This window comes from Pseudomonas sp. P105 (assembly GCF_032614175.1).
In the GTDB taxonomy this organism is placed as follows: domain Bacteria; phylum Pseudomonadota; class Gammaproteobacteria; order Pseudomonadales; family Pseudomonadaceae; genus Aquipseudomonas; species Aquipseudomonas rhizophila.
In genome coordinates, this window is record NZ_CP126693.1 from 5,856,085 (window position 1) to 5,882,599 (window position 26,515).

A 26,515-nucleotide genomic window follows, 5' to 3' on the forward strand; every position below is an offset into this window, starting at 1 on the left:
TTTGGAGTCGAGGTTGAACATCAGGCTTGGCGTCCCAGCATGCGCTTGAGGGTCGCGTCACGATCGATAAAGTGGTGTTTCAATGCTGCCAACGCATGGAGGCCGGAGAAAATTACCAGCGCCCATGCCAGGTAGAAGTGAATCTGGCCGGCAACGTCTGCCTGATCGGGCAGTCCGGACACCAGCGCGGGTACTTCAAACAGACCAAACACCGGAATCCCGACACCGTCTGCGGTGGAAATCAGGTAACCGGCAATCATCACGGCGAACAACCCGAGATACAGTGCGCTATGGCCAAGCTTGGCGCCGACGCGGGTCAGGCGGCCATAGGTTGACAAGGTCGGTGGTGGCGGACTGACAACCCGCCAGATCACCCGCAGCAACATGACCGCCAGCAGCACCAAGCCAATGCTCTTGTGCAGGTCCGGCGCGTCTTTACGCCAAGTGCTGTAGTAATCCAAGCCGACCATCCACAGCCCCAGCGCGAACAGCCCGTACACCACCAGTGCAATGCCCCAGTGCAAAACGATGCTGACCCAGCCATAGCGAGAAGAAGAGTTGCGTAGCTGCATTGCTCATATCCTGTGAAAACTGCGACCAAGACTAGCGAGTTATCTATCGATTTAAAGCGGAAATTTTTGCTTTGAAATATCGAGAAATACGATCATCAGTCTGGAGGGGGTGGGTTAAGGAAAGATTAAAGGGGAAACGGTGGGTGATGGCGAGGCGATCAGGCAGCCTTTGGGGCCTGTATGGACCTCATCACGAGCAGGTTCGCTCCCACAGGGGATCGCACCGGAGCCGTCACCGCCGTCCAACTATTTGTTCCATTCAATATATATCTATCGCTATTTTCACTTTCACCCTTGATCAAATGGGCGCACCACAACTCATTGAACAAGGTGAACAAAATGACTGTTCGTTATACCCACTTTAAAGCGAGCGGCTCGCCGCAGTTACCCCCTAATCAAACGATGTCCCCGGGGCAACACCTAAAATCCAGTAATGGCGGCTCCGATTGATATTGCAGGCCGATGGAAACTTGGTAATCAAGGACCGCGAGGCAATTATCTGGACCGCTGGTGATAAACAACCTCACAGCGTCACGTTGTATCCAAGGAGAATGCGTGAACCTCTACAATTCGTCGTCAGGAGTGGTGCATTCAGGTCTATAAGGATCTATATCGCATCTGTACGTCAATTGAGGGTCGTGCTTTTTAAGTATCATACGGCCATCAGTACAGCCGCTCGAACCTAAAGCTTTGAATTATTAGTTCACCGAGCATTCAGGTTTATATGGATCGATGGAGCATTTGTATGCTAATTGCGGATCTCTTTTTGGGATCATCGGAATCTTCAAAGGATCCCGGCATTCGCCATACACACATCCATACATCGAAACCAATACGACCATCGCCATCAGTATTTTCATACGCGCTCCAGTTTTTCGAGGAGCCTAGACTTATGGCTTGGTCCGCTCTATCGCCTGCTTCTGGTTAAAGGGTGGGAAGTTTCTGATATATCGCCAAGGCGTGCCCTAACGCAATTCATTTAAGAAAAATGATGGACCTGCGGCGAGGGAGCTTTCCCACTCGGCTACGAAGCAGTCGTGAACCGGCGGGTGCGGTGCGTCTGATGCTCCGCATTCGGCAGGTTTTGGGGCCGCTTAGCGGCCCAGCGGGAGCAAGCTCCCTCGCCACGGGTTTGTTGATTGCCTTAAGTGAACAGCATTACGTCCTTGAGCCGCGTTCTTTCCACCTGATCGTTACTGAGCCTTGGTTTCAGTAGTCGTCGTCGGTTTGACTGCCGGCTTCTTCGCCGGCGGGGCCTTTTTCACCGGAGCCTTGGCCGGGGCTTTTTTGGCCGGGGTCTTGGCGGCTGGTTTTTTCACCGCTGGTTTGGTGGTTGCTTTCTTGGCGGGCTCAACTTTCGCCGGGGCTGGCGCGGGTGGTGCCACCGGTGCAGGCGCTGGGGCGGGTGCCGGCACTGGAGCAGGCGCTACCGGCTCCGGAGCCTTGACCGGCTCCGGCTTCTTGTCGTCATCCGAGCCACCAAACAGGTTGGTGAAAAAATTACCCTTCTTCGCCGCCACCGCACCGGCAGCTGCTGTCGCTGCCACCGGCACGACCTTGGCCGGTTCAAACGATTTGCCCGCCGCCAGGTCTTCAACCTGGCTGGCTGCCCGCTGACCGCTACGCAACGCGCCCTCCAGGGTGCCCGGATACAAGGTATCGGTGTGTTCGCCGGCAAAGGCTACGCGCTGCAACGGCATTTCCCACAGGCGCCAGTACTTGCTGATCTGGCCCGGTCCGAAGGCCAGGTACGCGCCGCCCATGGACGGGTCGGTGCTGTAGCGGCGAATTTCATAACCGGTGAAAGCACCCCGGGCCTGCGGATAAAACGCGTGCAAGCGAATCAGCACCTGATCGGCCATCTGCTTGTCACCAAAGGCCTGCATCACCCGGGCGTTGTCGCCGGACAGATTGATGACCACATTGGCGCCGCCCTTCATGGCCGGCTCGATCCACATCATGCCCAGACCGGTGTTGCTGTAGATCTCACCCGACATGCGCGCCTTGCTGTCCCAGACCGGGGTCTTGAACTTGAGCATGATCTGGTCGCGCCAGCCGTAGTTGGTGCCCTTGATCGCGCCCTGATGCCGGGCGTCCAGGGCCGGGGTCAGCTGGATTTTGTTCAGGGCTCGCAACGGCACCGCCAGCACTACGTAGTCAGCTTGATAGCCGACGCTGCCAACCTTGACGGTAACGCCGTCCTTGTCCTGGGAGATGGCCGAGACGGGCGAGCTGGTCTTGATGGTTTTCAGTTGCTTGACGAAAGCCTGGGCCAACACAGGGCTGCCACCCAGCAGGCGCGCGGCGCGCAGGTCACGGTCGGACACACCACGGTAGACCCGGGTTTGCTGGGCAAAATACAGCAACGACAGTCGCGACGGCTCGTCATAGCGGGTGCGGATCTGCTGGTTCACCAACTGCCGCGCGGTGGTCGGCAATTGCAGACGGTCGAGCCAGTTGGAGACACTGATCTGGTCCAGTGCGTGCAACGTGTTGTTGGCCGACGGGTTCTGTGGGTCTTCAATGGAACGGGCCAGGTCGTCCAGGGTGGTTTCGTAACGTTTGAGGGCCTCAGCCGTGGCCGGTTGCTTGGTCGCCAGGTCAGCGGCGGTGAGGTAGGTGCCGTCGATCAAATAGCTGGGGGTGCGCACGAACTCCGGGGCCGGTGTGGTGCTCAGCTTGAAGGTCGAGATGTACTTGTTCAGTACCGGCTGAGTTTTTTCGTTGCCGATCCATTCACTGGTGGCCATGCCCGAACGACCGCCCAGGCTAGGCTTGGCTTCCAGCAGGGTTACCTGCCAGCCTTTGTTCTGCAGCTCGTAGGCCGCCGTGAGCCCCGCCAGGCCGCCGCCGATGACGATCACCGTCGGTTGCTTGTCCTTGGCCAGCGCACACACGCTGAACAGCCCTATCACCACCAGCGCACAGGCGCGCAGCCAACCAGCAGACATTCAGCGAACTCCGGAATAAAACGCAGGAACGATCAGTTTTTCGAGCCAGACGGCTCAGAGAACGGCGAAGAATACGTCAGCCACCCCAGCGCCGCCAGCGGCGTCTATCGCCTTACTCAAGGTAGCAGGAATGACACAATGGGTTGTCCCCGGGGCTGCCATTGCATAGGCTTGCCCGATTGTTTTGCCCGCGCCCGCCGCGAGCCGCCTCGAGGAGACTGTATATGGGCCTGAATAACCAGTGGATGCAACGCGACCTCGCGGTGCTATGGCATCCCTGCACCCAGATGAAAGACCACGAAAAGCTGCCGCTGATCCCGATCAAGCGCGGTGAAGGCGTGTGGCTGGAAGACTTCGAAGGCAAGCGCTACCTCGATGCCGTCAGTTCCTGGTGGGTCAACGTGTTCGGCCATGCCAACCCGCGGATCAACCAGCGCATCAAGGACCAGGTCGATCAACTGGAGCATGTGATCCTCGCCGGCTTCAGTCACCAGCCGGTGATCGAACTGTCCGAGCGCCTGGTGAAGATGACACCTGAAGGCCTGACCCGGTGTTTCTACGCCGATAACGGCTCGTCCTGCATCGAAGTGGCGATGAAGATGAGCTTTCACTACTGGATCAATCGTGGCCAGCCGGCCAAGAAGCGCTTCGTCACCCTGAGCAACAGCTACCACGGCGAAACCATCGCAGCGATGTCGGTGGGCGACGTGCCGCTGTTCACCGAAACCTACAAGGCATTGCTGCTGGACACGATCAAAGTGCCGAGCCCCGATTGCTACCTCCGCCCTGAAGGCATGAGCTGGGAAGAGCATTCGCGCAATCTGTTCGCGGCCATGGAACAGACCTTGGCCGAACACCACGACACCGTGGCCGCCGTAATCGTCGAGCCGCTGATCCAGGGTGCCGGTGGCATGCGCATGTATCACCCGGTGTACCTGAAGCTGCTGCGCGAGGCTTGCGACCGCTATGGCGTGCACCTGATCCATGACGAAATCGCCGTCGGCTTCGGCCGCACCGGCACGATGTTCGCCTGTGAACAGGCCGGTATCACCCCGGACTTCCTCTGCCTATCCAAGGCCCTGACCGGCGGCTACCTGCCGCTGGCGGCGTGCGTGACGACCGATGAGGTCTACAGCGCGTTCTACGACGACTACCCGACCCTGCGCGCCTTCCTGCATTCCCACAGCTACACGGGCAACCCGTTGGCCTGCGCGGCGGCCCTGGCGACGCTGGATATCTTCGAAGAAGACAACGTCATCGAAAACAACAAGGCCCTGGCCCAACGCATGGCAAGCGCCACCGCGCACCTGACCGATCACCCGAATGTGGCCGAAGTGCGCCAGACCGGCATGGTCCTGGCCATCGAGATGGTCAAGGACAAGGCGAGCAAGACCGCTTACCCATGGCAGGAACGTCGCGGTCTGACGGTGTTCCAGCATGCTCTGGAGCGCGGCGCATTGCTGCGGCCGCTGGGCAGCGTGGTGTATTTCCTGCCGCCGTATGTCATCACCCCCGAGCAAATCGACTTCCTGGCTGAAGTGGCCAGCGAGGGCATCGACATCGCCACCCGGGACAAGGTCAGCGTGGCGGTGCCGAAGGATTTTCATCCGGGCTATCGCGATCCGGGCTGACGTTCCGTTTCTCTGTGGCGAGGGAGCTTGCTCCCGCTCGATTGCGCAGCAATCGCAAAAAAAAAGGGGCCGCTTCGCAGCCCAGCGGGAGCAAGCTCCCTCGCCACAAAAGCGCTCGCTCAACCAGCAATGCCGAATTCAGATTCAGTAGAGAAAAAACATGAGACTGTCCCGCTTCTTCATCGACGCCCCCCTCAGCCTCGGCGCTCACGAACTGCCCGAAGCCCAGGCCCACTACATCGGTCGGGTGCTGCGCATGGCCGAGGGCGATGCGGTGCAGGTGTTCGACGGCTCTGGCCAGGAGTTTCGCGGCACCCTGGCCGAAGTCGGCAAGAAACGCGTGCTTGTGCAGTTGAACGAACAATTCGCCGGGCAGGTTGAATCGCCCTTGCGCATCCACCTCGGCCAGGGCCTGTCCCGGGGCGAGCGCATGGACTGGGCGATCCAGAAAGCTACCGAACTGGGCGTCAACGAGATCACGCCGATTTTCAGCGAGCGCTGCGAAGTGCGCCTCAAGGACGAACGCGCCGACAAACGCCTGCTGCACTGGCGCCAGGTGGCGATCAGCGCTTGCGAGCAGTGCGGGCGCTCCACCGTGCCGGTGATCCACCCGCCGCTGCTACTGGCCGACTGGCTGAAGCAAACCGACGCCGAACTGAAACTGGTGCTGCACCCGGTGGCCGAGCCGCTGGTCAGCCATGCCAGACCGTCGAGCCTGGCCTTCCTGATCGGCCCCGAAGGCGGTTTGTCGGATGCCGAAGTGGCACAAGCCGGGACCGCCGGCTACCACGCCGCCCGCCTCGGCCCGCGCGTGCTGCGCACTGAAACCGCACCGGTGGTGGCACTGGCCGTGGCACAGCAGCTGTGGGGGGATTTCTAAAGTCGAATGAAGAAGCCGTGTGGGAGCGAGCCTGCTCGCGATAGCGGTGTGTCAGCCAATGAATATGCCCACTGAACCACCGCTATCGCGAGCAGGCTCCCTCCCACAGGACCAGCGGTGGTTATGAGCTAGAGCACATAGAACAAGATCGCCACAAAATGCAGCAAACTGCCGGCGATCACGAACAGATGCCAGATGCCATGGGCGTGCCGCAACCGATGGTCCAGCGCGAAAAAGACAATGCCGACGGTGTACAACACACCACCCGAAGCCAGCCAGGCAAAGCCGGCGCTGCCCAAGGCGGCCAATAACGGTTTGACCGCCACCAGCACGATCCAGCCCATCACCGCGTAGATCACGATCGACAGGATTCGCGCTTCAGAGCGCGGCTTGATCTCCTGCAAGATCCCGATCAGCGCCAGCCCCCAGACAATCCCGAACAAGGTCCAGCCCCACGGCCCGCGCAGGGTGACCAGGCAGAACGGCGTATAGCTGCCGGCGATCAGCAGATAGATCGAAAAGTGATCGACCTTCTGCATGATTGCTTTCTTGCGCCCGCGCACACTGTGGTAAACCGTCGAAGCGCTGTACAGCACCAGCAAGGTGAAACCGTAGATCGCCACGCTGACGATCTTCCACGCATCGCCCGTCATCCCGGCAATTACCAGCAACCACACCGCCCCGATAAAAGCCGCCACCGCCCCGACCAGGTGGGTCCAGGCGTTGAGTCGCTCTCCGTGATACATCCAGTCCCACCTCACATTCCAAAACAGACGCCAAGGCTCAGGCTTGGCGCTACAAAGTGCAATGTTTAGCTCTCTGTGGGAGCAAGGCTTGCCCGCGATGAAGATAACGCGGTGCCTCAGGAGCCCAGTCGCCTGCATCGCGAGCAAGCTTTGCTCCCACAGATCAACATCCTCCTACCGATTGGGGCACAATCGGGCGATACGAATAAGAGTCCACCCCATGCTGATCGACGAAGAATTGACCCTGAAAAAACTCGAGGTGTTCCTGGCGTTCATGCGCACCGGCAATCTTGCGCGGGCGGCGGCCGAGTTGCAGACCAGCAACGTCAGCGTACACCGGGCCATTCACTCGTTGGAAAGCGCCTTGCGTTGCCCGTTGTTCAAGCACGAGGGCCGCAACCTCACCCCCCTGGAAAGCGCTTATGTGCTGGAAGAACGCACACAGAAGCTGATTCAGGACGTAATCGAAAGCGTGCGCCTGACCCGTGAAGCCGCCGGGTTTTCCGCGGAGCGGTTCAAGCTCGGCTCGCTGTATTCACTGACGGTCAAGACCGTGCCGCAGTTGATCATGGGCCTGAAAATCCGCCGCAGCGAACTGAACATCGACCTGATCCTGGGCTCGAACATCGACCTGCTGTACAAGCTCAAGAACATGGAGGTGGACGCCATCCTGATCTCCCTGGACGACAGCGTGAACGATCCGGACTGCGAGCATATCGAGCTGTTTTCAGACGACATTTTTCTCGCCACGCCAGCCGATTCCGCCTTCGCCCAACGCAGTGAAGTGGACTTGGCCGAAGTGTGCAACGAAACCTTCATCACCCTCACCCAGGGCTTCGCCACCCATCAGGATGGTAATCGAGTGTTCAAACAGGCGGGGTTCGAGCCGAAGGTGGCGATGCAGGTCAACGACATCTTCACCCTGCTGAGCATGGTCAGCTCCGGGGTCGGTTATGCCTTGCTGCCGGGACGGATTGCGGCGGTGTATGAAAACCGGGTGAAACTGATCCCGTTGCAGGAAAAGTATCGGCTGCAGCAGCACATCGGCGTGGTATTCCTGAAGGCCAAGGAGCGCGATCCGAATTTGCTGGCGTTGCTGGCGGAGTGCCGGATGTATGCCAATCGCCAGGCTTGAGACCCAGTCGCCTTCATCGCGAGCAGGCTCGCTCCCACACGGGATGGTGAACACCGATCCAATGTGGGAGCGAGCCTGCTCGCGACGAGGACAGCCCGCTCAGCGAAAATTCAAAGCCTTAGCCCAACAACCCCCGCATGATCAGATACAACAGCGAAGGCCCGAGCAAGCACCCGAGCGCCGTGTAGAACGCCGCCGTCAGGCAACCATACGGCACCAGTTTCGGATCGGTGGCCGCCAGGCCGCCGGCCACGCCGCTGGAAGTGCCCATCAACCCGCCAAAGATCACCGCACTGCGCGGATTGTTAAGGCCGATAAAAGGTGCCACGAACGGCGTCGCCACCATCACCAGGATCGCCTTGATCAAACCGGCGGCGATGGACAGCGCCATTACCTCGGAACTGGCACCGATCGCCGCGCCAGTGACCGGCCCGACGATGTAGGTCACCGCTCCGGCGCCGATGGTGGTCAGGCTCACCGCGTCGGTGTAACCGAAGGCCATCGCCACTCCGACACCGGCGATGAACGAGGTGGCCACCCCGACGAACAACGCCAGCACCCCGACGAAACCGGCGCGCTTGAGCTCCTCGACACTCACCCCAAACGCCGTGGCGACAATGGCGAAGTCACGCAGCATGGCGCCGCCCAGCAAGCCGATGCCCGAGAGCAGCGGAATGTCTACTACACCCTTCTGCCCGCCGGTCATCGCACCGCCGATGTACGACAGCACCAACCCCAGGAGAATCGCGATGGCCGAACCGTGCAGGCGGCCCTTGGTGAACGTGTCGCTGATCCAGTACGACACCCACATGGTGATGCCGACAATCGCAAAGCCACTGAGCAGACCGTAGCCGGTGATCACTTTCATCATTGATTCGTACATGGCAATCACCCGACTGTCTTGGCGGAAACATCGGTTTCAGGCCCTTTGTTGCCGATGCGCACCAGCACCGGCACCATCGCAAAGGCAATCACCACCGCCAGGGTCCCAGCCAGAATCGCCATTGGCCCGCCCTTGAGCGCGCCATAGACGTTTTGCTGGGCCGCCATCGCGACCACGATAGGAATGTAGATCGCACTCCAGAATTCCACGCCGGCTTCGGACTTGCCCTTGAACAGGCCGCGTTTGCTCAGGTAACTGCCCAGGCCGATCAACAGCAGCATCGCAATGCCGACACCGCCGACGTTGGCCGGCACGCCGATCAGTTTGCCCAGCAGCTCACCGATGAAAATACCCGCCAGGGTACAAAAGGCCAAAAACGCCACACCGTAAATAATCATTGTTGTAGTCCTCAAAGTGCATCGTCGAAGTTGTTGTTTTTGTGCTTCGCCAGCTTGAGTCGGTGGTTTAGGGTCGGCGGCGTCCCTCCTCTCTGAGCAGCGTCTGCAAGGTGTCCAGGCGCGCACCGTCGAAGGCAATGACGGTGCCCTGCTCGAACACCCGACGCGCCAGTCCCGTCAAAACCGCACCGGGTGGCAGTTCGATCTGTAACCGCACGCCTCGCTCGTAGGCGCTTTGCACGGTGCCGCGCCAATCCACCACGCGGCACATGTTGAAGGCCAGGTCCTCACGCAAGGCGTCGGTGTTCACCACGGGCCGGGCACGACTGCCGCTCAGATAACCCAAAACGGGCGCTTTCAACGGCACGTCGGCAAACGCCTGGGCCAGTGCCCGGGCCGGGACCTCCAGCAACGGGCAGTGGGACGGTACGCTCACCGCCAGCCGACACGCTTTCGCGGCGCCCTGGCGGCGTGCTCTCTCGGCAACGCTGGCCAAGGCCTCGTCACTGCCAGCGATGACCACCTGGTTATCGGCATTGATGTTGGCCAGGTAAACCGGCGTCATGGCGCTGTGTACCTGCGCGAGCAACGCCTCCACTGTCGCCAGATCAAGGCCGATGATCGCCGTCATGCCGTAGCCTCGCGGATACGCCTGCTGCATCAGTTCGCCACGCAGGCTGACCAGGCGCAATGCATCATCGAACCCCAGCGCACCAGCCACCACCGCCGCCGGGTACGCGCCGATGGACAGGCCCGCGACGTAATCCGGCACAGGTGCCTGTTCCAACAATTGCCGGGCCGCCGCGACACCCGCGATCAACAGACACAGTTGTACGGCTCGGGTCGATTGCAACGCCTCGGTGCTGTCCAGCTGTCGTACGTTTTCGCCGAGCACTTCACAGGCCAGTTCCAGCAGTTGCGGCGACACGCCCTGGAGCATGCCCGCTCGCTGCGCACCCTGGCCGGGGAATACCAAAAGGCTGCTCACGCCACTTGCTCCAGCGCCGGTTGCCATGGATCGGTCACCAGACGCGCCTGAAGATTATCCTTGAGCAACACCCGCCGCGCCGAGCCTGCCCACTCGCGCAGGGCGACGGCGCCGAAAGGGGTTTGCAGTTGCATGTCTACGGCGCACGTCGAACCGTCCAGTTGCGCCAACAAATCCCTGGCCTGAATACGATCCAGCGGATGCGGTGTGCGCAGGATCAAGTCCAGATCGCTGCGTGCATGCAGCACCTCGATGCCACTGGCCAGTTCAAATCCGGCGCTGCCGCTGACGCCCCAGATCCAGCCGCTGGCATCCAGCATTGGCCGCACTTGAGCGAGCGCCTGCAACGCCGGCAAGTCACGGCGCAATGCGACATGGCAAAGGTCCTCCGGGCGCACCCGGCGCTGGATCGCCGCCACCGGCATCGACGTGGCGTAACGCTGTTCCCGCGAGACGCCTCGCACGCCCACGGCAATGTGTCCCGGCGCGGTGATCGCTCGCCGCACCACCACCGGCTGCTCAAGGCTCAAGGACTCAATGACCCACGCCGGCGCATCCGCAGGCAACGCCTGTGGAGTCATTCCCCATAGCAGGTCGTGGGCCAGGAAGGTGCTCACCACTGCGCTCTCAACAATTGGCGAACGGTGCTGGAAGCCGCACGATGCGTCGCCCCGAGACGGCTGCTCAGGTCCCGAGGCGCACCTGCCACTTCGTTGATCGCCTGTTGCAGACAATCCCTGACCCGTGCCAGATCCGCCGCGTTTGGCTGTTCGATCTGCTCCACCGACAGGGTTTCCCAGAGCAAACCGAGGCTGGCGAAACTGTCGATGTCGTAGGCCATCGGCGGCACGCTGGCGGCCAGGGCCTCAAGCTCTTCGACACTGCGCAGGGTCACCCGCGCCGCCGAGGCCTTGCCCATGGCGTGGACCATCACGCCCGGATCACGCAAGGCGATCAACCGGTTGGCCTGATAACCGTGGGCCAGGAACGCCCCGGACATGGCCTTGCCCACCAGCAAACCAATCACCGGATGCCCGGCCAGCCGCGCTCGGGCATAACTGTCTGCGGCACCGGCCAAGGCCTGATGAATGCCCAGGGCTTCTTCGCGACGACCGTAGGCCTGGCTCGGCACATCGACGATGGCAATCAGCGCGCGCTTGCTGGACGCATCACGGTCGGCGTCAATAGCCTCATCCACGGCTTTGGCCAAGCCCCAGCCTTCCAGCAAACCGACTTCGCCGTTGCGGGCACGAGGGAAACGGCTATCGGGATCGGCCACGACGGCCAACAGCCGCACGTTTTGCTCGCCCAGTGTGACGTCGGCCACTTTCAGCGAAGCGGGCAGTCCTGCCAACGGCGTGGCGCCGTCGCTCAGAGCCGCGAACCAGCGCAAGCCTCTCAACGAATACGAATTCATGGGCGTTCTCCCTGATACAGCTGGCGAACCGCGGCCGGTTCGATTTGCACTTCAGTGTCCAGTCGGGCCAAACGTTGCAGGAATACCTCGGCCTGACCGCTGCGGTGCTCGGCGGGTACACCCAACTGCAACAACTGGCTGACTTGCTCGCGGATCTGCGCCACGTCATCAGCCACATAGCGGTCCACCAACCCGGTGGCGAAGCGTTGCTCACCGCCGGTCAGGCTCCAGATGAACGGCCGATCACGCGAGTCGTACTCGTCGATCCCGGCTTCCTGCTCGATCACTTGCGGACCGTTCAGGCCCAGTCGCGCTTCCTGGGTCACCAGCAGATAGCTGCACAGCCCAGCGGCGATGGACATGCCGCCAAAACAACCGACGCTGCCGGCCACCACGCCGATGACGGGCTGGTACTGGCGCAAGTCGACAATCGCCGAATGAATCTCGGCAATCGCCGCCAGCCCCAGATTGGCCTCTTGCAGACGCACGCCGCCGGTTTCCAGCAGCAACACGGCGCGGGTCGGGATGCCCTTGCGGTTGTCTTCAGCGGCCAGCTCCAGCGCGCCGGCGATCTTCGCCCCCCCGACTTCGCCAAGGCTGCCGCCCTGGAACGCACCTTCGATGGCCGCGATCACCACCGGCAGGCCAGCAAGCAAACCCTTGGCGATCACCACACCGTCGTCGCTTTGCGGCACCACGCCCTGGCGCAGCAGCCACGGCGACATGACTCGCTGAAAGGGGTCGAGCAGTTCACGGAACGAACCGTTATCCAGCAGGGCCTTGGCCCGTTGCCGGGCACCCAGCTCGACGAAGCTGTGTTTGTTGAGCAACGCGGCGCTGTCAGTCATGGCCGATCTCCTCGAAGCCCTGTTCCAGGCGCAAACGCACCACCCCGGGGGTGGCGCCGAAATCGTGGATGTCGATCGCCAGGGCCGGCGGCATCTGGCCGTCGAACATGCGGGCGAACAGGTGTTGCCAGCGTTGTTCACTGCCGTTGACCGAGGTCTGCACCTGAATGGTCAACTTGCCCGCCAGGCCCGGCTCGATCAGCACTTCCAGGTCGCCCGAGCCGACACAGCCCACCAGCGCCCGGCCCCGTGGCGGCTGCCCGGCGGGAAATTCAAAGGATAAGGTTTGCATCAGCACACTCCTGGGAAGAGGCCATCGCCGCGCTCGATACGGTCGAGGAACAGGCAGGCGGCGAGCAAGTCAGCAGCGCCGCCGGGCGAGGCGTTCATGGCAATCAGTTGTTGGTCCAGCGCATGCAACTGGCGACGACCGCCCAGGCTGGCACTGCCACCAGCGTCGAGCACCGCTCTGGCACCGTGGTGCATGGCCTGCAAACCCGGCTCACCGGCGCGGTAGAGCACGCAGGTGTCGGCCAACGTCGTCATGATCGCCAACAAGGCATCGAGCCGCGCGTTCTGTTCTCCCGCCCCCGCCGCGCGACTGCGCTTGAGTTGTGGCAGGCCCAGGCCGGTGACGGCCGGGAATGCCAGTTGCGCTTCTTCCCGGGCACCGCGCACGCCGTAGCGTTGGGCCACTTGAGCGCCATGGCTGAAAGGTTTGGGGGCGTAGCGATCGTTGAGCAAGGCCAGGCGGGCGGCACGTAAGGTGACGGCGCTGGCGACGCTGGATTCAGGTTCCAGCGCGGCCGCAGCCACCAACAACCCCAACGCCCAGATCGCGCCGCGGTGGGTGTTCACACCATCGGTGGTAGCGAGCATCGCCGCTTCCCCCTCACGGCCGATCCGCCCAAGGGCTTCGCGTAACGGCAGGCCGATCTCGCCGCATTCAAGGGCGGCGTCGGCCATTTCCTTGAATGCCGGCCACAGCGACAGCGCCGAAGCGTGCATCAGCCCCAAGTGCAGATCAGTGTGGGCGCCATTGCCGCGCCGATCCACCAGGGCCGGTTTGGGTGACAGGTCGGCTTCGTCGATCAGCGCGTCCACGGCCATGTCCGCCAAGCGCTCGGCCAAGGACAATTTTTTCGGTTGCAGGTTGAAGGCGTGCATTTACCAACTCCTGAACTTGGCGGGCGGGTTGTAGAGACCACCGGACCACTCCACCAGATCGGCCACGCTCTTGGCGGCGAGCAACTCGCGGGTGGCATCGGTGCGACGAATGCCGAGGTCTTCAGGCAGGGCAATCAAGCCTTCGCGGCGCATACGGGCAGTGTCTTTCGGGTTATGGCGCAAACCGATGGCAGTGACCCCGGCCACGGCCGCGATCATTGCCTGACGCTCTTCCAGCGAGCGGGCCTTGTACAGGTAGGCGATGCCTTCTTCGGTGAGCAAATGGGTGACGTCGTCGCCGTAGATCATGATCGGTGCCAGGGGCATGCCGGCTTTTTTCGCCACCTCCACCGCGTCGAGGGTTTCGACGAAGGTGGGTTTGCCGCCCTCCTGGAAGGTCTCGACCATCTGCACCACCAGTTTCTTGCCCCGTTCGAGCAACGGCGCCTCGCCATCGCCGTGGCGCATGTCGAGCCAGGCCGGCGTGCCGTGACGGCGCCCGCGCGGGTCGTGGCCCATGTTCGGCGCACCGCCGAAACCGGCCAGTCGGCCACGGGTCACCGTCGAGGAATGTCCGTCACCGTCCACCTGCAAAGTGGCGCCGATGAACAGGTCCACCGCGTATTGCCCGGCCAGTTGGCAGACCATGCGGTTGGAGCGCAGCGAGCCGTCATGACCGGTGAAGAACACGTCCGGCCGCGCGGCGATGTAGTTTTCCATGCCCAGTTCGGTGCCAAAGCAATGCACGCTTTCGACCCAGCCGCTTTCGATGGCCGGAATCAGGGTCGGATGGGGATTGAGGGTCCAGTTACGGCAGATCTTGCCCTTCAGGCCGAGGGACTCGCCGTAGGTCGGCAGGATCAGCTCGATGGCGGCGGTGTTGAACCCGATGCCGTGATTGAGGGACTGGACGTTGTGTTTTTCGTAGATCCCGCGGATGGCCATCATCGCCATCAATACATGCACCGGCTTGATGTGGCGCGGGTCGCGAGTGAACAACGGTTCGATGTAGAACGGCTTGTCGGCCACCACCACGAAATCGACCCAGGACGCCGGGATATCAACCCGTGGCAGGTCGCTGACATCGTCCACCAATTGGTTGACCTGGACGATGACGATGCCATCGCTGAAGGCCGCCGGCTCGATCAGCGCGGGGGTATCTTCGGTGCTGGGGCCGGTGTAGATATTGCCGGCACGGTCGGCCATGAACCCGGCCGAGAGCACCACGTTGGGAATCAGGTCCACCACCAACCGGGCATAGAGCTCGATGTAGGTGTGGATCGCGCCGACTTCCAGCAGCCCGTCTTCGAGCAACTGGCTGATGCGCAGGCTCTGGGTTCCGGCGAAGGAAAAATCCAGCTTGCGGGCAATGCCGCGTTCGAACAGGTCCAGATGTTCGGAGCGGCCGACGCTGGGCATGATCATGTGCAGGTCGTGCAGCTTCGCCGGGTCGACTTTGGCCAGAGAGCGTGACAGGAAATCCGCCTGCTTCTGGTTATTGCCTTCCAGCACCACGCGATCGCCCGGCAGAATCAACGCCTCCAGCGCCGCAACGATCTTGTCGGTGGGCAACACCACACCGTCGGCAAGCCCCTTCACCAGCTCGAGACGCCGCTGCTTTTCGCAACGCCGCCGCGTCCAGCGCGAGTCGGGGGATATTGTTGTTGTCATGACCACTCCACGGGTTCGCTGTCGTGGAGGCCACATTAGGAGTGTTGTGGCGAGGGCATCAATCAAGCTTAGCGGCGGATCGTTACGGTTGGCGTAATGGTTGTCCGGGTTGGAATCAGCCCATCCAATGCAAAACCATCCGTCGCATAACCGATCGGACCTGTCAGCCCTGACAGTATCTGATTTGCCGTTTGCAGGGCTGAATAAGCTGTGCAGCGATCCTCAATGCTCGCTTTCCAGGAACAAGGTCGATGCGCCTGTAACCTCACACAATATTTTGGAGGCATTTATGGAATACGAAGATCTCACCACATTCGATAGGGAAGACAGGAACAAGTGGGTTGATGGCGATGGGGCAGTCGACGCAAGAGTTGTGACTGAAGGCGAGAACAGTTTCTGGTCTGGAAAAATCGAGGGGCGTGAAATTTCTACGTTCAAACCAAGTCTGCGCAAGATCTTTAATATCGATCCCAGGTTGATGGGGAACATGTTTCTAGTAACTTACCGTTACCGCTTCAAACAGGAAGTGCTTCACTATATTCAGATTGCGATGACCAACGATAAGCATCAGATTTGGGCCGGCACATTGGTACATCCTGGCACACCTGGCGAAGAGTGGCAGGATTCAGAAACGTTTGCTTTTTCCCTTCACCCCTAACAATCGAGAGATGCTGCTAGGCCTGCGTGTCGGTAAGGACCATGCCGGAACGCTCTACGAATTTGAAATCGATAACATCAGGGTCAAGATGGTGTCCTAATCTGCGGAAAGCTGTAACACCCCCTGTGGGAGCGAGCTTGCTCGCGATGGCGGAGTGTCAGGCAACGTCAATGCTGACCTGTTCTGCCGCTATCGCGAGCAAGCTCGCTCCCACAGGGGAACGGGTTGGATTGGAAGTTTGCGGCGACCGCAACGGGTCAACTCATACTCATCAATTGCCGGACCCGTTCGAGCAGTTCTACCGCACTCTCAATCAGCTGGGTAAGCAGTGCATCATCTTCATTCATATACCCCTCGTACTCGGCAAGGTTGCGCCGCTCATGGCACAGCGCGAATAACCGGACCTGCACTTTACTGGCGTCTGCGGTGTGGACCAGACATTGAAAGACCAGATAACGCTTGTCCGAACGATAGCCGCTCAAGCGTAGCGCCGTGAGCGCTGCGGCATGGGCGGCGTTGTAGGCCAGGTCGAACCGGCTGGCAAATGAGAGGGAAGTTGTTTGTGCGTCCTTCAGGCGATCCACTGCAGAACGCATCAAGCCTTCACATTCCTGACGATCAGGCGGTTCGGCTTTCAGGCCGCCGCTATGTAACAGATTCTTCAGGTTTTCGTGCTTGCCCATCCTTGGACTCCAAAGGGTCTTCACCCAGCAAATTGATCTTGTCCTGTTGCGCTACCCGCACCACGAAACTGTTGCCAGCCGCAAATTTCGCAGCCCAGTCCTGGGGCGTGTAGAGCGTAGGGTTGAGGGGGCGACCCAGCTGCTCTTCCAAGGGCATGAGCCGCTCCATCACTTCACTGTAGTGCAGGCCTTCGCCGATCAGCATGAGATCTATGTCACTGGATGCGTTTGCCTGGCCCTTGGCAATGGAGCCATAGACGAACGCCCAGCTCAGTTGTTCTGAAAAGGGTTCCAGCGCCTGGCGCAACGGTTCGGCGATGCCGATGGTTTTCTGCACGATGCCCAACAGTTCGCTGTAAATCGGGCAATGTGGATTGGCTTGATAATGGGTTTGATTGCCCAGACGCGTCATGGTGAGCACACCAGAGCGTTGCAGGCGCTCCAACTCCCGCACGAGGCTGCCCTTACCGACTTGAGCCCAGCGGGCGATTTCGTTGGTGTAGAAGCTTTGATCCGGCTTACCGAACAACAAGCCCAAGACTCGCTGCTGGGTGGCAGTGAATAGAGCATCACTGAGAGAGAGCTGATTCATGGAGGCCACCGCGAGTCCCAAAAAGGGAACGATAGATCCCTTTTTGGGACCTATCAAGCTCTGAGCCCTGAATAAGTCCCAAGAAGGGACTGATCAGACCCTTTATGGGAACGATCCGTTGATATGACGCTGAATCAGCGGCATGCCTGAATCCAGTAATCGACACATAAATCATTGTGGGAGCGAGCTGGGTCTCGATAGCGGTGGGTCTACTTGCATCAATGCTGAATGTGCCGCCGCCTTCGCGAGCAAGCTTTGCTCCCACAGGTCCTACTCAAACAGGTCCAGTCCAAACAGGTCTGATGGCTGTACGCCCCCCGCAAGAGCCCGGCCGGCTATCAGGCCGCCTCGCGCAGGACGTTGATCTCGGGCGCCCCGTTAACCACGCTGGCCGAACGCAGGCATTGTGGAGTGGGCATCCCGGCATGGGTGCCGGGATAGCCGCGCTGGGCCATGGATGGCCCTTCGCGGCGGGCCCACGGAGCAATGCCTTCGTTCGGGCACACCGAGCCTAGGCGAGGTGTCAAGTGGTGGGGCAAAAGCGTTTTGCTTACTTTTGCCTGGGCCGGCATTCCGGCTTCTCAAAAGTGAGCCGCTGTAAGAGCGGAACCGCCAGCGGCCGTTACCGCATCAATGGATATGTACCCGGTCAACAAAACCCTGGTCGGCTGTCAGGCCGCCATCGCGAGCAAGCCCGCTCCCACAGGTACTGTGTCTGACCTAGTTTTTTGCCAACCCCGAGGCAACGACCAACTCCTCCAGCGCCAACAAATCCGGCACCTTCGCTACATGCTCGCCCACTTGTACCGCCGCCTGTTCCAGCCCACACAGCGGTACATCGACGTAGCTCAACTGGGTGTCGAGTTTGTAGGAACGCGGGATACCCTGGACCAGCAACGCAATGAACCGCAACTCCGGGTGCCCGCCCAGGGCATTGAGCACGACGATGCGCGCACGCTCGCCGATCACGGTTTTCTGGCCGCAGGCCGACTCGAAACTCAGCAACGGGATTTGCCGTTCGCGCCAGCTCACCCAACCCAGGAACCACGGCGGAGTGTCCATATCGAACGCGCTGCTCTGGTAGTCGATCAGCTCGGCCACAGCCACGTTGGGCAAAATCAGGTGCCGGTCGGCCAGGGGTAGCAGCAGCCCGGTGATGTGCCCGGTGCGCGGGTGAAGGTCATGCATGGGTTTTGCTCCAGCGGGCGATGCTGTCGAGCAGCACCGATTCCTGGTACGGCTTGCCCAGGTAGTCGTTGACGCCGATGGCCATGGCGCGGTCGCGGTGTTTCTGGCCGGTGCGGGAGGTGATCATGATGATCGGCAGGTGGGCCAGGCGCGGGTCATTGCGTACTTGCGTGGCCACTTCGAAGCCGTCCATGCGCGGCATTTCGATGTCCAGCAACATCAGGTCGGGGGAGTGTTCGGCCAGCAGCGCCATGGCATCCACGCCGTCCTTGGCGGTGAGCACGTGCATGCCGTGGCGCTCCAGCAGGCGGCTGGTGACCTTGCGGACCGTCACCGAGTCGTCCACCACCAGCACCAGCAATGCTCGCGGGTGTTCGCCCTCGCCTTGCGCCGCTGCCGGGCGGCGTGGGACCTGATGAGGCAAGGCGCGGATCGGCGCCAACAGGTCGAGAATCAACACCACCCGGCCATCGCCCAGGATCGTCGCCCCCGACAAGCCCTGCACCGCCGAAAATTGCGGGCCGAGGCTCTTGACCACGATCTCCCGGGTCCCGGCGGTAGCATCCACTTGCACCGCGATATGCCGCTCGCTGCATTGCATCAGCAGCACCGGCAACGGTTGGCTCTGGCCCAACAGTTTCGGGCGAGCGCCGGTTTTCAATAGCTCACCCAGGTAGCACAGCTCATAGCGTTGCCCGGCGTAGGTGTAGGTCGGCGGGTCGAGCTGGTAATAGCCATCCAGTTCAGCGGGCAACACCCGGACGATACTTTCGATGGTGTTCAGTGGGATCGCGTACTGGTCTTCGTGACATTGCACCATCAACGCCCGGTTGACCGCCACGGTAAACGGCAGGCGAATGCGGAAATGCACGCCCTGCCCCGGTGTGGAGTCGATGACCATACTGCCACCCAGTTGCCGCACCTCTTCATGGACCACGTCCATGCCGACGCCGCGCCCGGAAATCTGGGTGATTTTTTCGGCGGTGGAAAAGCCCGGCTGCAAGATGAATTGCAGCACGTCGCGGTCGCTGATGTCGCTGTCCGGTGCCAGCAGGCCACGCTTGATCGCCTTGCTGCGCACCGCCTCCAGCGGCACGCCGGCGCCGTCGTCGCGAATGTCGAAAATGATGTCGCCACCTTCCCGGGACAGGTCGAGGCTGATGCGCCCCCGGGCCGGTTTCCCGGCAGCGATGCGCACGTCGGCCGGCTCCAGGCCGTGGTCGACGGCATTGCGCAGCATATGCTCCAAGGGCGCGGCCATGCGCTCCAGCACGCTACGGTCCATTTCGCCTTCAGCATTGCCAACCACGAACTCCACGTCCTTGCCCAACTCCTGCGCCACTTGCCGCACGATGCGTTTGAGGCGCGGCAACATGCGCTCGAACGGCACCATGCGCGTGCGCATCAACCCTTCCTGAAGTTCGGTGTTGACCCGCCCCTGCTGTTGCAGCAGGTTCTCAGCGTCGTGATTGCTGCGTTCGAGGGTTTCCTTGAGATCGAGCAAGTCCGAGGCCGATTCGAACAGCGCCCGGGACAATTGCTGCAACTGGGAATGCCGGTCCATCTCCAGCGGGTCGAATTCTTCGTAGCCCAGGCGCTCGGCCTCGACCTGCTGGCGACTGAGGATCCGGCCCTGGGTTTCGGTATCAAGACGGCGCAACTGGTCGCGCATGCGCTCGATGGTGGTTTCCATCTCGCCCAGGGCCACGCGCGCGTCGTTGACCTGCTGTTCGATACGCCCACGGAAAATCGAGGTTTCCCCAGCCAGGTTCACCAGGTCGTCAAGCAGTTCGGCGGAGACCTTGACCATGTCCGCGCCGTCGCTCGGGGTGCCGGTCTCAAGCCTTGTGGGCGCAGGCGGCGGGGTCGGGGCCGGTTCCGGCGCGGGGACGACTTTGGGCGTCTCGCTGTCCTGCGGATGATTCACCGCCTGGATCTGCGCGATCAGCCGGTCGGCAACAGGGCACGGGTGGCCGGCGCGTACCGCATCGAGCATCTGCGCCAGCCGGTCATGGCTGCTTTGCAGCAAGGCGAACAGCGCCGGTGTCGGTTGGAGCAGCCCCGCCGACAAGCCTTCATAAAGATTTTCCAGCTCATGGGCCAGGTCGCCGATGGGGACGATTTCCACCATCCGCGCTCCACCCTTGAGGGTGTGCAAATCCCGCAACAGCGTTTCCAGGGCCTGACGGTTCGATGGTTCGTCCTGCCAGCGCAGCAGCGCTGAGCCTGCGCTGTCGAGAATGTCGAAACCTTCTTCGAGGAAGATTTCCAGCAGCTCCGGGTCATGTCCGGCCCCCTCGCCCTGGATCGCCCCTGCCGAATCGATTGGGTTCGGCTTGTCCTGACGGAACCGGCGAATGGCGTCGATCAGCGCAACGGGATCGCCCAACGGCTGGCCCTGCTGCAACTGCCCGAGCAGCAGATCGAGGCGTTCGTGACTGCTGCTGAGCAGTTGCTCGAGTTCCTCGCTGTGGCTGTAACGGCGGTCCACCAGCCCTTCGTAGAGATTTTCCAGCTCCTGGGCCAAGTCGCTCACCGGCCGGATATCGGCCATTCGTGCGCCGCCCTTGAGGGTGTGCAAGTCTCGTTGCAACGAGGACAGCGGTGCTGCGTTGTCCGGGTCGGCCAGCCAACGTTGCAGGGCCTGGGCGGCGCTTTCGAGGATGTCCTGCGCCTCTTCGAGGAAAATCGAGGCAATGTCGTCGTCCACTGAGGTCTCAGCAGGGGCGCTGCGCTGCAGTTCCGCTGTCGCGTTACCCAGTTCGCGGATGCTCAGGGTGCGGCTGCCATCGCTGCGGATCAGGCCGGTGGCGGATGGGTCCAGGCTCTCTTGGAGCAAGCCGCGCAGGGCCTGCACCCGCTCGGGCTGCGAGTGCACGTGTTGCCCGGCGGCCAGTTCATCGAGCATGTCGATCAAGGCTTCATGGGCGCGCTGCGCTTCCTGGAAAAACACGTCGCTGACTGCCAGGCTGCTTTCCTCCACTGCGCCATAGAGATCGAGCAAGGCTTCACAGAGCTCGTCCACCGGGTGCAAGTCGGCCAAGTGCGCGCCTTCGCCGAGGGTGGTCAGCTCGTCCAGCAGCGCACTGAGTTCCTGGCCTTCGCCGGGGTGCTGCTGCCAACGGCGCAAGAGGTTTTCGGCATCGAGCAGGATATCCATGCCCTGGGCGAGGAAGTTGTTGATCAGTTGGGGATCGCGCTTGGTCCGCAAGCCTTTGTCCGGTGCACTGAGGGCCGTTTGCAGGCGCTCGGCCAGCAGCGTTTGGGTTCGCTGGATCAGCTCTTCTGCGCCGGGGATCGGCGCCAGGGGGTCACCGTGCAACTGACGCAAGCCCAGGCGCAACAGGCCCTCGGCCTCCAGCAGCAATTCAGTTTCATCAAGGTCGAGGGCGATCAGGTGCGCCTTGTATTCCCGGGCCAACTGGTCCATCGCGCCGGCCAGCTCGGCAATCGGCAACACGCCGGCCATTGATGCGCTGCCCTTGAGGGTATGCAAGGCTCGCTGCAATTCGTCGTTGGCCTGCAGCGGCAAGTGTTCGGCGGCCTGGTCGAGAAAGCGATTGAGGCTGGCAAGGTGACCCTGGGCTTCGTTGTCGAATATCTTCAGCAACAACGGGTCGAGGGCGGCGACATCCTGGGCGTCTTCATCGTCATCGACGCCCTTTGCCAGCGCATGGGCACGGGCCGCCAGACGGTCGACATCGTCGCGCTGACGCTGGCGGTTGTCTGCAAACTCGCTCACCAGGGCCGGTAGCAACTGCACCGTCTCATCGAGCAACTGCCGGACCGCAGCACCCGGCTCAACACTGCGCTCCAGCACCCGGTTGAGCAGGTTTTCCACAGCCCAGGCCAGCTCTCCCAAGACCAGCGCCCGCACCATCCGACCGCTGCCCTTGAGGGTATGGAAGGCCCTGCGCAATTCGGCCAGGGCGCCATGGTCGTCAGGGTGAGCGGCCCAGCGCGGCAGGTATTCGCGCAAAACGTCGAGTACCTCGTCGGCTTCTTCAAGGAAGACCTCGCGCAGCTCGTCGTCCACCGGATGCTCGTCCAACGGCGGCGGCAGCAGGCTACCCGGCGTGCTCCGGGCCGGCGGGTTGACCGCCGAGACCGGGCTGGCCAGCATTTGGGCCAAGGACTGCACGGTCTGCGGGTCATCCAGCTCCTGCAAGTCCTGCATGACCTGGGCCTCGTTCGGGCTCAGCACATCGTCAAGCAACGGCACCCGGGCTTCGTCGGGGAAATAACCGAGGGCCCCCAGGCTGCGCTCGACCACGTCCAACAAGGGTTCGCCGGGCGTTTCCGGGTCTTCGCTCAAACGTTCCAGGTAATATTCGAGGCCGGTGATTACGTCGGCCAGGTGATCGAGTTCTTCCCAGCCCGGCTGGGCGTGATCCAACAGCAGATGCTCGCGAATGAAACCATTGCACGCCTCCACAAGGCTGGCGGCGCGGCTCAAGGGGATCATCGCCAGCGCGCCGCGCACCTGGGTCAGCAACGCCGGTAGCGCTTGCAGTTGTTCGCTGTTCCAGTCGGCGTCGATGTAGTCGACGATCATGTCCTTGGCCTGTTGCAGGCAGGTGTGGGCTTCCTTGATGACGATTTGGTGGATCTGGGTCAGGTCTGTGGTGGGCAGGTGGCTGTCTTCAGGGCTCTCGGGCTCGACGGTGCCGACCATGCCGGCCAGAGTGGCCTCGACGTAGAGCAAGGCCCCGGCGACATCCATGAGCGTCGCGTCATCCGGCTCGCGATGACCTTGGGCGAGGCTCAGGACCACCGCCAATTGATCGATGATCACTTTTCGCGGCTGACCGAAGCCGAGCACCGCCAGGGTGTCGGCGATCTGTCGCAGGGGCGCCAGCAGGCTGTCCAGCTCCGAGGCGTGCTGGCGGTCACTGCGCACGAACAGGTCGAGCCGCTCCTTGACCCGCACCAGCTCTTCGCAGAGTGCGGCGAGCACCGAGCGCATGGCATCGCGGTCCGGTCCGGCCAGGCGTGCGCGTTCTTCGTCGACCATGGCGCTGTCGGGCAGCGCGTCGTCCAGTGAGTAGCGTTCTTTCATGATCTGCATCTGCCCGCTGGGATGTTCGGCCTTGGCAATATAGAACAACAAACTCGTCAGCAACTGTGGCGGCGCCGGTTGATTGATGCCTTGCAGGCCCTGGTCCAACAGGCGCTTGAGTTCCTTGTCCGCTTCCTTGAATAAGCTGCGCAGGGCCGGGCTATTGGCGATACGCCCCTCGCGCATGCCTTCGACCAGGGCCGACGCCACCTGCCACAGCGCATTGAGCGGTGCGCCGGCGCACAGCCCTTCCAGGCGGTGGAAGACCTTGGCCAGATAGCCGAGATGGGTGGCGTCGTCCTGTTCGCGCAACAGCCCCACCAGGGCCACTTGCAGGGTCTGGCGCAGTTTGCGCAAGGTGTTGGGCAGGTCAGGCGGTTCGAGTCGCTTCAAGGCCTCGTCACTGAGCGGCGCGATCAGCGGTAACTCTGGACTGAACAGGCTGGTCTCCGACAACAGGCTCTCGCCCCGGGCGCTGCGCAAATCATTGATCAACGGCAGCACCACCAACGGCAGGTCGCGGCGGGCACCTTGGATGCGGTCCAGATAGATCGGCAACTGCCCAAGGGCCTGGCTCAACAGACTGATGGCTTCGTCGCGATGGGCGATGCGGTTGTCCTGCAGGGCGACGCACAGCTGTTCCATCTCCTCGGCCAGCAGCGCCGCACCATAGAACTCGACCATCTGCAGGCCGCCGTGCACCTGATGAATGCACGCCAGACAGTGCGCGAGGGCATCCGCCGCCTGCGGGTCGTCCACCAGGCGATTGAGCGCCAGATGGGCCTGCTTCAGCGTTTCGGCAATCTCGCCCTTGACCCACTCCAGGGCCACATAGTCGTGCCGATCACCCATAACCACTCCAATCAGCAGAACCTAACACCTCTGTGGGGAAGAAGTTTCTCTGTGGGAGCAAAGCTTGCTCGCGATGCAGACGCCGCAGCTCCCGAAGTACCGCGTTATCTTCATCGCGGGCAAGCCTTGCTCCCACAGTCACACTTTTCCCTCATCAACAGCCGCCGCCGGCAAAGTAAACCCCGACACCGAACGACGCAGCTGACTGGCCATTTTCGCCAGGTTGCCGATGCTCTCGGCGGTGGCGGTGGAGCCGGAAGAGGTTTGCGTGGTGATCTGCTGGATCACGTTCATGGTCAAGGAAATCTGCCCCGCCGACGTGGTCTGTTGCTGCGCCGCGTTGGAAATGCTCTGGATCAGCGCCGCCAGGGTCTTGGACACGCCTTCGATTTCTTCCAGGGCCACCCCGGCATCCTGGGCCAGTCGGGCGCCGCGCACCACTTCGGTGGTGGTCTGTTCCATGGAAATCACCGCCTCGTTCGTATCAGCCTGAATCGCCCGCACCAGGGTCTCGATCTGCCGGGTCGCCGCCGAAGAGCGCTCCGCCAGCCGCTGCACTTCATCGGCCACCACCGCGAACCCGCGCCCGGCGTCACCGGCCATGGACGCCTGGATAGCGGCGTTGAGTGCCAGGATGTTGGTCTGGTCGGCAATGTCATCGATCAGGCTGACAATGTCGCCGATTTCCTGAGACGACTCCCCCAGGCGCTTGATGCGCTTGGCCGTGTCCTGGATCTGCTCGCGAATGTTGTCCATGCCATGAATGGTGTTGTGCACCACCTCGTTGCCTTTGTTGGCGATCTCCACGGAGCGCTCGGCCACCGCCGACGACTCGGCGGCATTGGCCGAGACCTGATCGATGGACTGGGCCATTTCATTGATTGAAGTCGAAGCTTCGGATATCTGCTGGGCCTGATGTTCGGAAGCCTGCGCCAGGTGCATGGCCGTAGCCTGGGTTTCCTGCACCGCAGCGGCGACCTGGCCGGCGGTGAGGTTGATGGTGGCCACAAGGTCACGCAGTTGGTCCACCGAATAGTTGATGGAATCGGCGATGGTGCCGGTAAAGTCTTCGGTAACCGAGGCGGTCACGGTCAGGTCGCCATCGGCCAGGTCTTCGATCTCGTCCAGCAGACGCATGATCGCGTTCTGGTTGCGCTCATTCTTTTCTGCGGTTTCACGCAACTGCCGGTTGGTTTCGCGGACCATCACCAGCCCGATCAGGATGATCGACATCAGCGCCAACAGACCCAGCACATAACCACCGATGGCGTTTGCGGAACGCCCGCCGGCCAGGTTTTCGAACGCGGTGGCCAGGTGCGACGCTTCGTCCAGCAAGGTTTGCGACAGGTTGAAGATGTTGCCTGCCGACTCGCGGACCTTGAACAGCTCAGGAGAGGTTTCGAGGATTTCGTCCACCGAGCCGGAGACGAATTCGAAGAGTTCGCTGATCTCACTCAGGCGAGCCCGGGCATCGCGGTCCTGTACTTGGGAGATCTTCAAGGCCGGGTCACCTTGCGACATGCCATTGAGCACCTGACCAAAACGTGCGGCATCGCGGCCAAAGGTATCGGCGGCCTGACTAGCGTTTTCATCCCCCGCCAGCACGGTGTTCACCGCCCCGAGAATCCGTTCGGCCAGCAACGACTGGCGCTGGGCCATGGCGACCTGCGCGGCGGGCGCGCCGCGTTGCAGGAGAATTTCGACGACTTTTTCGTACTCGACCTGCAATTGCGGCACGGTTTCGGCGAGGGTTGCCGCCACCTGATGCAGCGACAGCACAGTCTGTTCGCTGGACAGGATGGCATCGGTGTTCTTGAGCAAGCGTTCCCAGTCCAGCTGTACGGCACGCATCTGCGGGCGCAGGGCAGCAGGTGCCGGTGGCAGGCCGGTCACCGGGTCGCCTTGCTTCAGGTAGCCCCAGCGCTGGGCGAAATCATTGCGCGCCTCGCTCAGCAACTTGAACGCCGCGGCCTTGCCGGCGGCCGCCTCGGTGGCGTTCTTGGCGATGCGCTGGGACAGCACCCGCAACTCACCGGCGTGGCCGATGTACTGCTTGTCGTAGTTGGACTGGGTGTTGAGGTAAGCGAAGTTGGCGAACAGCAGCATGATGAAGACAATCAGCGCGACGAACAGCACGATGATCTGCGAACGACTGCGCGACGCTTCCAGAGGCTTGCCTGTATTTGCTTTGATCAT

22 protein-coding genes are annotated in these 26,515 nt (G+C 61.8%); 4 read left to right on the plus strand and 18 right to left on the minus strand.

Going from position 1 to position 26,515, the window contains the following annotated elements; all coding sequences use genetic code 11:
• Positions 1 to 20: 20 nt before the first annotated feature.
• Both QOM08_RS26295 and QOM08_RS26300 read right to left on the minus strand, forming a co-directional pair.
• Complete coding sequence (locus tag QOM08_RS26295) at positions 21 to 572, minus strand: cytochrome b (RefSeq protein WP_047226958.1); 552 nt, start codon at positions 570 to 572, stop codon at positions 21 to 23.
• A 1,193-nt stretch (positions 573 to 1,765) separates the two neighbouring features.
• Positions 1,766 to 3,523: a flavin monoamine oxidase family protein gene (locus QOM08_RS26300; RefSeq protein ID WP_139048956.1), complete on the minus strand. Its 1,758-nt coding sequence runs from the start codon at positions 3,521 to 3,523 to the stop codon at positions 1,766 to 1,768.
• Between the two features lie 224 nt (positions 3,524 to 3,747).
• On the opposite strand from QOM08_RS26300, the gene QOM08_RS26305 reads away from it, so the two are divergent.
• Together QOM08_RS26305 and QOM08_RS26310 are read left to right on the plus strand one after the other, a co-directional pair.
• Positions 3,748 to 5,154, plus strand: coding sequence for an adenosylmethionine--8-amino-7-oxononanoate transaminase (locus QOM08_RS26305; protein WP_139048955.1), 1,407 nt, complete (start codon positions 3,748 to 3,750; stop codon positions 5,152 to 5,154).
• Positions 5,155 to 5,314: 160 nt separating this feature from the next.
• The gene (locus tag QOM08_RS26310; protein WP_047226954.1) at positions 5,315 to 6,034 is read left to right on the plus strand and encodes a 16S rRNA (uracil(1498)-N(3))-methyltransferase; all 720 of its coding nucleotides are present in this window, start codon (positions 5,315 to 5,317) and stop codon (positions 6,032 to 6,034) included.
• 128 nt (positions 6,035 to 6,162) lie between these two features.
• Here the strand turns inward: QOM08_RS26310 and trhA are convergent, their stop codons facing one another.
• On the minus strand, positions 6,163 to 6,780 hold the full coding sequence (gene trhA, locus QOM08_RS26315; protein WP_047226953.1) for a PAQR family membrane homeostasis protein TrhA: 618 nt from the start codon (positions 6,778 to 6,780) through the stop codon (positions 6,163 to 6,165).
• A gap of 220 nt (positions 6,781 to 7,000) precedes the next feature.
• Between trhA and QOM08_RS26320 the strand changes: the two genes are divergently transcribed.
• Positions 7,001 to 7,915, plus strand: coding sequence for a LysR substrate-binding domain-containing protein (locus tag QOM08_RS26320; RefSeq protein WP_047226952.1), 915 nt, complete (start codon positions 7,001 to 7,003; stop codon positions 7,913 to 7,915).
• Positions 7,916 to 8,033: 118 nt separating this feature from the next.
• On the opposite strand, the gene madM is transcribed toward QOM08_RS26320, so the two are convergent.
• From madM to mdcA, 9 genes are all read right to left on the minus strand, one after another.
• Positions 8,034 to 8,798, minus strand: a complete 765-nt coding sequence (madM, locus tag QOM08_RS26325) for a malonate transporter subunit MadM (protein WP_076386537.1) — start codon at positions 8,796 to 8,798, stop codon at positions 8,034 to 8,036.
• A gap of 5 nt (positions 8,799 to 8,803) precedes the next feature.
• Positions 8,804 to 9,196 carry a malonate transporter subunit MadL gene (madL, locus tag QOM08_RS26330; RefSeq protein ID WP_047226951.1) on the minus strand — a complete coding sequence of 131 codons (393 nt, stop codon included), beginning with the start codon at positions 9,194 to 9,196 and terminating at the stop codon, positions 8,804 to 8,806.
• Between the two features lie 67 nt (positions 9,197 to 9,263).
• Positions 9,264 to 10,184: a malonate decarboxylase subunit epsilon gene (mdcH, locus tag QOM08_RS26335; RefSeq protein WP_139048954.1), complete on the minus strand. Its 921-nt coding sequence runs from the start codon at positions 10,182 to 10,184 to the stop codon at positions 9,264 to 9,266.
• A complete protein-coding gene (locus tag QOM08_RS26340) occupies positions 10,181 to 10,804 on the minus strand; it encodes a malonate decarboxylase holo-ACP synthase (protein ID WP_257220628.1) in 624 nt (207 codons plus the stop codon). Before QOM08_RS26340 ends, mdcH begins: the two co-directional genes overlap by 4 nt.
• Positions 10,798 to 11,601, minus strand: a complete 804-nt coding sequence (gene mdcE / locus QOM08_RS26345) for a biotin-independent malonate decarboxylase subunit gamma (protein WP_107323038.1) — start codon at positions 11,599 to 11,601, stop codon at positions 10,798 to 10,800. The genes QOM08_RS26340 and mdcE overlap by 7 nt, the downstream gene beginning before the upstream one ends.
• Positions 11,598 to 12,449 carry a biotin-independent malonate decarboxylase subunit beta gene (locus QOM08_RS26350; RefSeq protein ID WP_139048952.1) on the minus strand — a complete coding sequence of 284 codons (852 nt, stop codon included), beginning with the start codon at positions 12,447 to 12,449 and terminating at the stop codon, positions 11,598 to 11,600. Before QOM08_RS26350 ends, mdcE begins: the two co-directional genes overlap by 4 nt.
• Positions 12,442 to 12,741 carry a malonate decarboxylase subunit delta gene (locus QOM08_RS26355; RefSeq protein ID WP_047226946.1) on the minus strand — a complete coding sequence of 100 codons (300 nt, stop codon included), beginning with the start codon at positions 12,739 to 12,741 and terminating at the stop codon, positions 12,442 to 12,444. Before QOM08_RS26355 ends, QOM08_RS26350 begins: the two co-directional genes overlap by 8 nt.
• Positions 12,741 to 13,616 carry a triphosphoribosyl-dephospho-CoA synthase gene (locus tag QOM08_RS26360; RefSeq protein WP_139048951.1) on the minus strand — a complete coding sequence of 292 codons (876 nt, stop codon included), beginning with the start codon at positions 13,614 to 13,616 and terminating at the stop codon, positions 12,741 to 12,743. Before QOM08_RS26360 ends, QOM08_RS26355 begins: the two co-directional genes overlap by 1 nt.
• On the minus strand, positions 13,617 to 15,287 hold the full coding sequence (gene mdcA / locus QOM08_RS26365; RefSeq protein WP_047226944.1) for a malonate decarboxylase subunit alpha: 1,671 nt from the start codon (positions 15,285 to 15,287) through the stop codon (positions 13,617 to 13,619). It lies immediately after the preceding gene.
• Between the two features lie 289 nt (positions 15,288 to 15,576).
• Between mdcA and QOM08_RS26370 the strand changes: the two genes are divergently transcribed.
• Positions 15,577 to 15,945 (plus strand): hypothetical protein, encoded by a 369-nt coding sequence (locus tag QOM08_RS26370; RefSeq protein ID WP_310663007.1) that lies wholly within the window; start codon positions 15,577 to 15,579, stop codon positions 15,943 to 15,945.
• 257 nt (positions 15,946 to 16,202) lie between these two features.
• Here the strand turns inward: QOM08_RS26370 and QOM08_RS26375 are convergent, their stop codons facing one another.
• From QOM08_RS26375 to QOM08_RS26400, 6 genes are all read right to left on the minus strand, one after another.
• Positions 16,203 to 16,628 (minus strand): hypothetical protein, encoded by a 426-nt coding sequence (locus tag QOM08_RS26375; protein WP_139048949.1) that lies wholly within the window; start codon positions 16,626 to 16,628, stop codon positions 16,203 to 16,205.
• Entirely contained in the window at positions 16,591 to 17,220 is a 630-nt protein-coding gene (locus QOM08_RS26380; protein ID WP_139048948.1) for a nucleotidyltransferase domain-containing protein, read from the minus strand. The genes QOM08_RS26375 and QOM08_RS26380 overlap by 38 nt, the downstream gene beginning before the upstream one ends.
• A 338-nt stretch (positions 17,221 to 17,558) precedes the next feature.
• Positions 17,559 to 17,747: a nucleoid-structuring protein H-NS gene (locus tag QOM08_RS26385; protein WP_171061304.1), complete on the minus strand. Its 189-nt coding sequence runs from the start codon at positions 17,745 to 17,747 to the stop codon at positions 17,559 to 17,561.
• A gap of 193 nt (positions 17,748 to 17,940) precedes the next feature.
• On the minus strand, positions 17,941 to 18,408 hold the full coding sequence (locus tag QOM08_RS26390; RefSeq protein WP_139048946.1) for a chemotaxis protein CheW: 468 nt from the start codon (positions 18,406 to 18,408) through the stop codon (positions 17,941 to 17,943).
• A complete protein-coding gene (locus tag QOM08_RS26395) occupies positions 18,401 to 24,319 on the minus strand; it encodes an Hpt domain-containing protein (RefSeq protein WP_139048945.1) in 5,919 nt (1,972 codons plus the stop codon). Before QOM08_RS26395 ends, QOM08_RS26390 begins: the two co-directional genes overlap by 8 nt.
• 138 nt (positions 24,320 to 24,457) lie before the next feature.
• A complete protein-coding gene (locus QOM08_RS26400; protein ID WP_139048944.1) occupies positions 24,458 to 26,515 on the minus strand; it encodes a methyl-accepting chemotaxis protein in 2,058 nt (685 codons plus the stop codon).

What these genes read in the sequence shown, in the direction of transcription:
- QOM08_RS26360 (WP_139048951.1), bottom strand. Translation starts at nt 13,616, where the DNA reads ATGCACGCCTTCAACCTGCAACCGAAAAAATTGTCCTTGGCCGAGCGC.
- madL (WP_047226951.1), bottom strand. Translation starts at nt 9,196, where the DNA reads ATGATTATTTACGGTGTGGCGTTTTTGGCCTTTTGTACCCTGGCGGGT.
- QOM08_RS26320 (WP_047226952.1), top strand. Translation starts at nt 7,001, where the DNA reads ATGCTGATCGACGAAGAATTGACCCTGAAAAAACTCGAGGTGTTCCTG.
- madM (WP_076386537.1), bottom strand. Translation starts at nt 8,798, where the DNA reads ATGTACGAATCAATGATGAAAGTGATCACCGGCTACGGTCTGCTCAGT.
- QOM08_RS26350 (WP_139048952.1), bottom strand. Translation starts at nt 12,449, where the DNA reads ATGACTGACAGCGCCGCGTTGCTCAACAAACACAGCTTCGTCGAGCTG.
- QOM08_RS26395 (WP_139048945.1), bottom strand. Translation starts at nt 24,319, where the DNA reads ATGGGTGATCGGCACGACTATGTGGCCCTGGAGTGGGTCAAGGGCGAG.
- QOM08_RS26370 (WP_310663007.1), top strand. Translation starts at nt 15,577, where the DNA reads ATGGAATACGAAGATCTCACCACATTCGATAGGGAAGACAGGAACAAG.
- QOM08_RS26305 (WP_139048955.1), top strand. Translation starts at nt 3,748, where the DNA reads ATGGGCCTGAATAACCAGTGGATGCAACGCGACCTCGCGGTGCTATGG.
- QOM08_RS26295 (WP_047226958.1), bottom strand. Translation starts at nt 572, where the DNA reads ATGCAGCTACGCAACTCTTCTTCTCGCTATGGCTGGGTCAGCATCGTT.
- QOM08_RS26310 (WP_047226954.1), top strand. Translation starts at nt 5,315, where the DNA reads ATGAGACTGTCCCGCTTCTTCATCGACGCCCCCCTCAGCCTCGGCGCT.
- QOM08_RS26300 (WP_139048956.1), bottom strand. Translation starts at nt 3,523, where the DNA reads ATGTCTGCTGGTTGGCTGCGCGCCTGTGCGCTGGTGGTGATAGGGCTG.
- QOM08_RS26375 (WP_139048949.1), bottom strand. Translation starts at nt 16,628, where the DNA reads ATGGGCAAGCACGAAAACCTGAAGAATCTGTTACATAGCGGCGGCCTG.
- mdcA (WP_047226944.1), bottom strand. Translation starts at nt 15,287, where the DNA reads ATGACAACAACAATATCCCCCGACTCGCGCTGGACGCGGCGGCGTTGC.
- QOM08_RS26380 (WP_139048948.1), bottom strand. Translation starts at nt 17,220, where the DNA reads ATGAATCAGCTCTCTCTCAGTGATGCTCTATTCACTGCCACCCAGCAG.
- mdcE (WP_107323038.1), bottom strand. Translation starts at nt 11,601, where the DNA reads ATGAATTCGTATTCGTTGAGAGGCTTGCGCTGGTTCGCGGCTCTGAGC.
- trhA (WP_047226953.1), bottom strand. Translation starts at nt 6,780, where the DNA reads ATGTATCACGGAGAGCGACTCAACGCCTGGACCCACCTGGTCGGGGCG.
- QOM08_RS26390 (WP_139048946.1), bottom strand. Translation starts at nt 18,408, where the DNA reads ATGCATGACCTTCACCCGCGCACCGGGCACATCACCGGGCTGCTGCTA.
- QOM08_RS26355 (WP_047226946.1), bottom strand. Translation starts at nt 12,741, where the DNA reads ATGCAAACCTTATCCTTTGAATTTCCCGCCGGGCAGCCGCCACGGGGC.
- QOM08_RS26400 (WP_139048944.1), bottom strand. Translation starts at nt 26,515, where the DNA reads ATGATCAAAGCAAATACAGGCAAGCCTCTGGAAGCGTCGCGCAGTCGT.